This is a genomic window from uncultured Capnocytophaga sp., from assembly GCF_938029845.1.
GTDB lineage: Bacteria > Bacteroidota > Bacteroidia > Flavobacteriales > Flavobacteriaceae > Capnocytophaga.
Window position 1 is genome coordinate 1 of record NZ_CALHGG010000055.1, and the last position, 9,138, is coordinate 9,138.

Here is a 9,138-nt window from a genome sequence, read left to right on the forward strand (position 1 = left end):
ATGCCATAGAGCATAACAGTACCCCAGTGGTTACCTTCCTACAAGGAACGGAAGCCCTACGTGTAGCCAGAGAGATTAGTTCATTAGCCAATTTGTCTATTAACTAAATTGGTCAAAACTTATTTGTTAATAAAAAAAATATGTATCTTTGCACTCAACTTAAAAACCATATAAAATGAAACTAAAGAACATTGCCATTGCCTTTTTAGGGGCACTCCTTTTTACTACTTGTTCCAAAAAGGATGACGAGAAAGAATACACAGCGGAGGAATCCAAAGCGGTGGTTCGTAACACTATGAACAATTTTTATGATTGTCTGAAAAACCTCAATGATGGTGGTTTTGCTAACTTCTTTCATGATCTTCTCTTCAAAGAAACTGTGAGAGACCATCGGGGAGAAACCCAATCTTGGGGGAATTTCTTAGGAGAAAAATTTGACAAACAGAATTTTGCAGAGGGACTTACAGAAGGAGATCGTTTTAACTATCACCGAATGAAAGGAACCTATACTTGGAACAAGAATACAGAGCTCTGGGAGAAAACAGCTAACAATGAGAATGTTACTTTTATCTTCCCTGCTACTAAGGGAGCCACTAACAATGGTAAACTCGTGATAGACCAATATGAGGATACTGAAACCACTTATGGGAATGATAAAGTGTATCTTCCTACAGCAGCTCACCTCTATGCTACCATAGATAATACAAAGGTGTTTGAAGTAACGGTTAAGAATGTTTCTTTTGATAAGAAAACAAACTTTACTATGCCACTATCAGCTCATATAAGTATTTATACGAATCCTTTTACAACAACTATCCAGTGGAATAGACAAAATCCAGAAAACTTTGCCTTTGATTTTGCCTTTTCGTCTCCACAAGGTTGTACCACAGGCCTACATGCTGATATCAAATTGACAACCTCTGACTATGGAAATATATCCAGTCTTGAAAAAGCTATTGATAAAATTGCCTTTACCGCTACTCAAGGAGAGTTACGTATCGTAGGTAATATAGATGTGAAGAGTCTTGAAGAAAAAGGAAATGACAGAAAACTTAGGGTAGAGGAGATTAATACTTATGCAAAGGCGGTTCTTATGAAAGGAAATTCCAAAATTGCTGATGTAAAATATGAAGAAGAAAGTGACAAAGGGGTGATCTATTTTATCTTTTCTGATGGTTCAAGAGAGAAAGCAGAAAGCTATGTGAGTGATTTTCAGGATAGAGTAACTGAGATATTCAAACGCTTTGAAAGAGAAAATAATTAATGAGAAAATATATTTTTATCTTATTTCTTACACACATTGCTCTCGCTCAAGAGGGCAATGTGTCTTTTAATCAGATAGATAGCCTTAGTACTTCTCCAGTATATCGTCATCAGATAGGTATAGGAATTTCCCGATTTGTCAATTCTGCTTTTCCCTCTGATACCAATACTTTTTTGTTAGAATATCGTTACCTGAAAGATGCTATCTTATCCTATCGTATAGGGGGAGATTATCGAGCAGAAAGTAATAAGGATAGTACCTATGAAATAGCTCTGAAAGTAGGGATTGATAAATTATTCAGGGATTATAAGAGGTGGAAATTCTACTATGGGGTAGACCTATGGAGTCGCTACCTATATTATGAAAATAGGAAACAACACTTTACCAGTATTGCTCTAAATCCTTTTCTGGGAATACAATACCAGTTAAGTTCTAATTTTTCTATTTCCACGGAACCAGGGTTCTTTATAAAATACAATTTCCGTAGGGATTATAAGAGTTTTGATCCCGAAGCACAAGCTCATTGGTGGGAAAGCCGATTTGCGAAAATAGGCAACCTCCAGATTAATTTTCACTTTTAACCAATGTGTCAATGAGCTAATCTGCTGATTGACACATTATCTCTCCTTACTGATGAGGTCACCTACTTGCTTAGGTATTGATTGGTAAGGTATTGAGACTTTAGAATACATCTGATATATTACCCTATAAATATATGAGGTATTCTCATTGCTTCGAGTTTACTTCTATTTTCTTTATTAACTGCATTTTTCTTCTTTTCATCTTTGTTATCTATAAGACATAAAGCCTCCAAATGGGAGAGCTTTAAAATACTTTCTATATTAATAATATCCCTAGAATTCATAATTACAACTTCTTTTAGTTTCGGAAGTTCTAAAAAGCATCTACAATCAATTCCGTTCCAAATAGAGTTAAAGTAAATGGATTCTAATTTGCAAAATTCTTCTATCCCTTTCAATGTGAACTCTTCATTACAACTTTCAAACCGTAATGTTTCTAATGTATCCGAAAAAGATTTTAACAGCGGAAAAACGTTAATTAATACCCCTCCCAAGGTTAGATGTTTTATTCTTTTGAAAGTACATAATTGCATCAAAAAATCTTCACTCTTCAAGACTCTGAATTTAACAAACTCTAAGTTTGGGAAATGTTTGGGTGATATTTCTATGAAATCTTCAATAGGTTTAGCATTAGAAAGATGTATGATCTCAAAAGAAGAAACATTCTCTAATCCCCAATTCTTTAGAAGTTTATTTGTCGTAAAATTCTTTTTATTATCTTTGAAATAATCATTGTATCTTGAATTATTTGTAATTTTTAGAGTTTTAATATTTTTCGGGAAAGGTAACTTATGGATTTTTTCTAAATGAATGGCAGGAAGCTCAATAGTATGTAAATGGATCATCTTGTCTAAATATTTCTTTAGAAGGGAAAAACTTTTACCTTCATCAGATACTTTCAAACATTTTATTTCATTACATAGTTCATCAGAAATATCAGTACTATTGTTGTCTAATAGAGTGTAATTAATATTAAAAAATTTTTCATTCCATTTTTTTTGAGAGGTAAGTTCAAATGAATCTTCTTTATTGATGGAGGGGAAGTATTTTTGAATTATTTTTTTGCTATATTCATTCATCTTGTATAGGATTTTTGTTTGTTGATTATTATGCCGAGACGTTTTATCAGTTTTTCAACTATTTTTTACTTTATTAAAAGCTTTTTATTTCCTTTTGTTGTTATTTTTCTTGTAGCGTATTTTATTTTTAAAATAAGAAATAAAAGAAATAGAGTTTTATCTATTTTATATTGTACTGCTTTGTAGTTTGTTGAGGTTTTAGTAACAGACTGAATATATTATCTATTTTAAACATTCTTCAATCAGAGACATATCAATATTGGGGCTATTAAATTTTATTTTTTTACTCCATTCTGTATAAATTGGAGGGATTTTTTTATTAAATTCTTTTGAGAACATCCAACTATATAAACAAAATTTTCTAGGTAACGTATCTAACAAAAGATATTTCTTAGCTTCATTTTCTAAATGTCCATTGTCAGATGCCCATTGTAATAATGCTTTAAATTTATTTGTTGCCTGTTCATAACTAAAACCTTCTTCTTTAGCAATATCCCAACTTGTTTCTACACAAGCATATAAAAATCCTTTTTCTTTAGGAACTTTTATACTGAAAAGAATCAATTCATTTGTCAATTCTTTAGTTGCAGAGGAGATTCCTTTTTTTGATAGATTTAAAATAAATTTCTTATATCTTGTTTTTAAAAAAGCAACTCCTTCAGCAGTTAAAAGATCTGAATTTAAACTAAATTCATCGTCTATTCCAAATTCTAAAAAGATCTCCTTTCCTTCTTCTGAAAGCAAATTATTATCTGAAAGACTTTTTAAAAGAAAGTCTAACCATTCTTTTATAGTATCGTGATTTTCATCTTTATACCATTTTACTTTATCAAAGATTATAATTTCTTCTGTGATATTTTTCTTCTGTGACATTTTATTATTTTAGGGGATACTATTAACTTATTTGTTTTTCTTCCTGCCAACCCCGCTGGGGTAAGCATTTCGCTCGTATTTTATACTTCTAGAGTAAGAAGTAAGAGAAATAAGACTTTGATGTTTTTGTATTATACTGATTGGTAGGTTATTGAAACTTTAACAACACATCTGGAACATTACCCACTTTTCCCTATACTTTCTAAAAACTTAAATTATTCCTAAGTCGCAAGATATCTTATTCTATCAAAAGACAAAGAAATATTAGGCTTTAATATGGTATTATTACATTAGTTATCGGTATATAGGAACCTTGATAATGCATTTATCGTATTCCAATTTCTATATATTATATTGTTTTTACCATAAGTTGGTTTTATACTTTTCCATATAAAAGATATTGAATAAGACAAAGAACTCATCCAAAGCCTTTTCTTCAGTTTCAAATTTATAATAAAGGATATCAGCCCATCCTCCACTACCTCCTACTTTATATTTTTCTTGTAGCCATTCATAAAATTCTGTGTATAAGACACTCGCCCTTACATCTTCTTTATCATCACGATAATACCAACCATTAATAAAAGCTTCTAAACAAAATATATTGTGAATTCCAATAAATAATTCCGGAATAGGCTTAATAAGCTTTATGAGATCTATAATAGTCATATTGAAAATAGTTTTTTGTTTCTGTGTGTTATATTAGGTATAAAGTCTAAAGGATTTCTCTCACTGACTCGCGCCTGTGGGGGGACTTTATTTCTTTTTTATTTAGCTATACAATAAATATCATTTGCAATAGTTAGGAATTTACCTTCTTCTCCATTGAATTCTTCTGAAGCAGACGGAAAGCAATAATAATTAGGTTCTGGATGTTCAGAGATAGTATTTTTATTTAAGGTTGTTCTATATACTTTTTTACTATGTCTTTTTATCCAACTAAAAACTTCCTTTATCCAACTCTCAGAATCTTCATCTTCAGAAAAACCATATAATTGTCCATTTTTAAGAAATTTCCCCTTTTCTACTGTGGACCTAAGTAATTGAATTCGTCCTTTTCCAATTGGATAAAAATGGGCATATCCTTGAATATTATTATATTCTTCAGAATATTGTGGTAAAGAAACAATATTTGTATTTAACAAACATACTTGTATGCTTTCAGCCTCCAAAATATTTTTCAAAGGTATAATACTTTCATTAATTAATAGAGGTTTCGTATCAATTAGAATCGTTGTGACTTCTTTTAAGAAAGAAGTGAACATATTATAATCATTATCATTTGCAAAAAAATAGCATTTTCTTTTCATTTGTTAATTAAACAGTTTGTGTTTCTTAATCTCTTTTCCTTTTCTCAGCAGATAAGCGTGGTAGCTACTCGGGATATCGTTCTGCCATTTAGGTAGTAACAAAATGATAACAATGACGTCCAATTGCGAGAAAAGTCCCCAATAGACCGCCAAGAGCAAGGGGAAACCTCCGTAACCAAAGCCGATGAGCGAGATAAAAGCTACTAATAAGCATACGCCCCACAGTTTGGAAAGAAAAGCGTGTGTACAAGTTTCTTTGCCAAATCGCCAAAAGCTCACCCCATAGCAGAGTCCTTCCATTACAAAAAGGGCAATGATTTCATACCGATAGGCAGCTATCAAGGTGGGATTGAGGTGATAACAAGCCACGCCCACAGACAGCCAGAATATCAAATCTGTTTGGCTATCCATTCGCCGCATTGCCACAGTGCAGACCCCCATATAGCGCGCAATAATCCCATCGAAGATATCCGACAATAGTCCTAAAACGATAAAAACTACTATCCATAGCCTTGCGGTGGGTTCTTCTGCCTTATACGCCACCCACAAAATAGTAGGGGCTAACAAAAACCGAAATAATATCAGTAGGTAGGGTAATCTCTTCATTATATTATGGTTTGTTTAAATAGTTTATAACTCCCTCGTGATAGACTCCTATACCATTTTGAGCAGTAAGAAAGAAGAGTTTACCATTGTGAAAGAACAGTTTCTTAATTGCCATTTTAGCCCCTATAGCCAAAGGTTCTCTTTCCCAATAGAGTTGAGGGTTACACAATAACTCTATGTTAGTAACACGTCCGCTTTTGGGTAATGGTGTTTGGTAAATTCCTTTTTGGGTAGCTATATAGAGGGTCTCAGTAGCAGCATCAATGGTAGAGGCTCCTATAAAAAGACGCTCATCAAGAGGGCGATCCTTACCGTCAAATATCTTTTCAGCAGTGTTGTGTTGTATCTTAGAAATATCGCCTGAGGAGATAATATGTTGTATGCCCGAGGCAATATATACAGCATCGGTTTTGCCATCCGTAAAAATACTCTGTGGAAAGAATAGTCCTAATTCGAGATTTTCTACAGGCGTATTGATGATTTTTCTTTCTTTGCTATCAAAAAGTTGGAGATTTCCTCCAAATTCCCCATAGAAAGAAGTCATCCAAATCACATCATTGTTATCTACAAAAACGAGTGAAGGAGGCAAGAAAAATGTCTTGATGCGCTTCTTAAAAAAGAAAAGATAGCGCTTTTGTACTATCATTGGGCTATAATTGTGATAAAAATTCGTCCAATAAGTATCTGTAATGGGGCTGTACAACGCATTAGGAATTACCAAATAAGGGTGATTTTGTGAATTGAAAACAATGTGCTGTATCGTATAAGGTTTCTTTAACTGTTTAAAGAGTTGCAAGCCATTTTCCGATAGATAAAAGAGTTTCCCCTCTTTGGTGCCTACCACTACATTTTGCTTTCTATCCAAAGCAATAGCCGTAAATACATTTTGAGCGTCATACGCAATAGGAATTTCCTTTAGGGTAGCTGTATGCCAAAGCCTTAGAGTTCCTTTTTCTTCAATAGCATATATGTATGGCTCTTTTATCACCATATCTTTTATAACAGTTGTGGTTTGGGTTTGTGCCACGACAAGAGAGACCATAAGGTAGAACACCCAAAAAAGCATCTTATTTTTCATATCTTTCAATTTCATTACTTTATTCAAAATGCGAAATCTTTTGTATTAGTATGTTGCATTTTTAAATATTGCCCTTTACCATAGACTTGTTTTGTATTTTTCTTTATAAAAAGTATTGAATAAGACGAAGAACTCATCCAAAGCCTTTTCTTCAGTTTCAAATTTATAATAAAGTATATCAGCCCAGCCCCTACTATCATTCATATTATATCTTTTACGTAACCACTCATAAAAGTCTGTGTATAAAATATCTGCCTTTACATCTTCTTCTTCATCACGGTAATACCAAGCATCAATAAATACTTCGAGGTTAAATATACTATGCTTTCTGATAAATAGTACAGGAAAGGGTTTAATTTGCTTTATAAGTTCTATAATAGTCATATTGAAAATAGTTTTTGTTTCTGTGTGTTATATTAGTCTCTTTTGTATTGCTCTGCTTGGTAGGTTGAGAGGAGGTAATAGAATATTGTAAATTTGTAATAGAGCTACAAGCTCTTGGGATGATAGGCACGAGCTAAAGTCGCTGAATACCTGCAAGCGAGTATGTAACTCGCGCCAGCGGGGAGGAGGTTTTAGTAACACATTGAATATATTACTAACATTACCTCCTTCTTTAAGGAATGTGTGTCTCTTCTTGAGGTTTGAAATTAATCATAGTAATTCCAAATTTTTTAAAACAAAATTCTAATGCTTCTTCTATACTTCTAAATACAAATTCTTTATAATCTGAAATGCTTTCATTAAACAAGAAAATATCTTCTATGTCATTATCAGCTTTATAAGTGATAATTTTATAAAGATATTGATCTTCTTTTGGTAAGTTATCACTTAATATTTTTATAAATTTCCACATTATTGAGTTTTCAAGACAATCTATCTGTTTTAGATAATTATATTTTTTTAGATCAAAATAGAAATATTGTAACTCTACAAACTGACTTCGTCTATTATTTTCTTCTATTTCAGCAAAACATCCTCTCATCTCTATAGGTAAAGCATGATGTGTCTTCATAAAATATTCTTATTACTTATCTTTCAAATATATTAGCAAATGAGCTCCTCTGAAGTATGGTCTTTTCCTGTTGGTTCGAGTCTCCTACTCGTTTGCAGGTATTCAGTAACTTTAGCTTGTACCTTACTTCTCTCCAATTGACAGCCCGAGAGGTTCACACTAGCCCTCTATTTCATTGAGTTCTTCCAAAATATAGAAACGAACATTTCACTTGGTATAAGGCACTATATTCACTCATTAGTTAGTTTTAGAGCGATGTGAGCACATGTCTCGGCATCGGCTAAGGCATGATGATGTTGTTTTAGATCGAAGCCCAGATAAGCCGAAACGGTGTCCAACTTGTGATTGATGAGCTTAGGGAGCTGTCTGCGAGCTAACCGATAGGTACAAAAGAAGGGATTGGTATGTGGAGGCAATCCATAATAAGCCAATACTGCCCGCAAACAGCTCTCATCAAAAGTGCTATTATGGGCTACAAGAGACAGGTCTTTTATCTTAGGCAATAGTTCTGCCCATATTTCAGGGAAAAGACGTGCATTTTCGGTATCACTTTGCGAAAGCCCATGTATTTGGGTACAGAAAGGGGAATAGTAGTTAGGACAGGGCTTTATCAATTCGTAAAAGGTTTCTGTAATTTCAGAATCTTCAACAAAGACAAGTCCTATACTGCATACACTACTGCGGTACTGGTTGGCGGTTTCAAAGTCTAGAGCAACGAAAGAAGTCATGGAGAATGGTTTATCAAGTCTCTACTGCTGAAAGTAGGTGTTCTGTGAGTACAAAGGTAAGGATAATTAGTCAATGAGCAAATTAATTAGTGAGCTAATTGGTTAATTGACTAATTATTCTTATTTTTGCACCTTTAAAAAAATAAAAACACTAAAAAAATGAAGAAAAGATTTTTGATAGTAGCGTTATTCACGCTATTTTTAAGCGGTATTGCCTTAGCGCAATCTCAAGAGCAACCCTCAACCCTTGCCGAACTACAAGCCGAAAAAGAAAGATTGGAAGCCAAGCTTGCCAAAGTCCTCGAAGACAAAGAAAATGCAAAAAATTCTCTAACAGGTAAATACGCAGATGTAGCGTTTGCTTTTAATAGGCATATCAGCAAAAAGCAAAGAAAGTTTGCTAAGACTGTCGAACGAGGTGCCAAACGCCAAGAAAAACAAATTAAAAAGAAATTGAAAAAGCTCAACAAACGCATTGAGAAAATGGCTCAATTAGAGAATTAGCAAATGAAAAAGCAACTTCTTTTATTATTCGTCCTCCTCTGGGGTCAAAATATACTATGGGCACAAAAAGCAGTATTACTTAGAACACAATACGAAAGCT

General features: G+C 33.2%; 12 protein-coding genes. 3 read left to right on the forward strand and 9 right to left on the reverse strand.

Going from position 1 to position 9,138, the window contains the following annotated elements; all coding sequences use genetic code 11:
* The first annotated feature begins 175 nt into the window (after positions 1–175).
* Together Q0625_RS03965 and Q0625_RS03970 are read left to right on the forward strand one after the other, a co-directional pair.
* Complete coding sequence (locus Q0625_RS03965; protein WP_298823633.1) at positions 176–1,264, forward strand: hypothetical protein; 1,089 nt, start codon at positions 176–178, stop codon at positions 1,262–1,264.
* A complete protein-coding gene (locus Q0625_RS03970) occupies positions 1,264–1,845 on the forward strand; it encodes a hypothetical protein (protein ID WP_298823635.1) in 582 nt (193 codons plus the stop codon). The genes Q0625_RS03965 and Q0625_RS03970 overlap by 1 nt, the downstream gene beginning before the upstream one ends.
* Before the next feature lie 119 nt (positions 1,846–1,964).
* Here Q0625_RS03970 and Q0625_RS03975 read toward each other — a convergent pair whose 3' ends face one another.
* The 9 genes from Q0625_RS03975 to Q0625_RS04015 form a co-directional block, all read right to left on the reverse strand.
* Positions 1,965–2,924, reverse strand: coding sequence for a hypothetical protein (locus Q0625_RS03975; protein WP_298823637.1), 960 nt, complete (start codon positions 2,922–2,924; stop codon positions 1,965–1,967).
* A 222-nt stretch (positions 2,925–3,146) separates the two neighbouring features.
* A complete protein-coding gene (locus Q0625_RS03980) occupies positions 3,147–3,797 on the reverse strand; it encodes a hypothetical protein (protein WP_298823639.1) in 651 nt (216 codons plus the stop codon).
* A gap of 360 nt (positions 3,798–4,157) precedes the next feature.
* Positions 4,158–4,466: a hypothetical protein gene (locus Q0625_RS03985; protein ID WP_298823641.1), complete on the reverse strand. Its 309-nt coding sequence runs from the start codon at positions 4,464–4,466 to the stop codon at positions 4,158–4,160.
* 98 nt (positions 4,467–4,564) lie between these two features.
* The gene (locus Q0625_RS03990; protein WP_298823643.1) at positions 4,565–5,107 is read right to left on the reverse strand and encodes a hypothetical protein; all 543 of its coding nucleotides are present in this window, start codon (positions 5,105–5,107) and stop codon (positions 4,565–4,567) included.
* Between the two features lie 3 nt (positions 5,108–5,110).
* Positions 5,111–5,713, reverse strand: a complete 603-nt coding sequence (locus tag Q0625_RS03995) for a CDP-alcohol phosphatidyltransferase family protein (RefSeq protein WP_298823645.1) — start codon at positions 5,711–5,713, stop codon at positions 5,111–5,113.
* A 4-nt stretch (positions 5,714–5,717) separates the two neighbouring features.
* Positions 5,718–6,791, reverse strand: coding sequence for a hypothetical protein (locus tag Q0625_RS04000; protein WP_298823647.1), 1,074 nt, complete (start codon positions 6,789–6,791; stop codon positions 5,718–5,720).
* Between the two features lie 75 nt (positions 6,792–6,866).
* A complete protein-coding gene (locus tag Q0625_RS04005; protein WP_298823650.1) occupies positions 6,867–7,175 on the reverse strand; it encodes a hypothetical protein in 309 nt (102 codons plus the stop codon).
* A 232-nt stretch (positions 7,176–7,407) separates the two neighbouring features.
* Complete coding sequence (locus Q0625_RS04010; RefSeq protein WP_298823652.1) at positions 7,408–7,806, reverse strand: hypothetical protein; 399 nt, start codon at positions 7,804–7,806, stop codon at positions 7,408–7,410.
* 230 nt (positions 7,807–8,036) lie between these two features.
* Positions 8,037–8,534: a 3'-5' exonuclease gene (locus Q0625_RS04015; RefSeq protein ID WP_298823654.1), complete on the reverse strand. Its 498-nt coding sequence runs from the start codon at positions 8,532–8,534 to the stop codon at positions 8,037–8,039.
* 159 nt (positions 8,535–8,693) lie between these two features.
* On the opposite strand from Q0625_RS04015, the gene Q0625_RS04020 reads away from it, so the two are divergent.
* On the forward strand, positions 8,694–9,038 hold the full coding sequence (locus tag Q0625_RS04020; protein WP_298823656.1) for a hypothetical protein: 345 nt from the start codon (positions 8,694–8,696) through the stop codon (positions 9,036–9,038).
* The last annotated feature ends 100 nt before the right edge of the window (positions 9,039–9,138 follow it).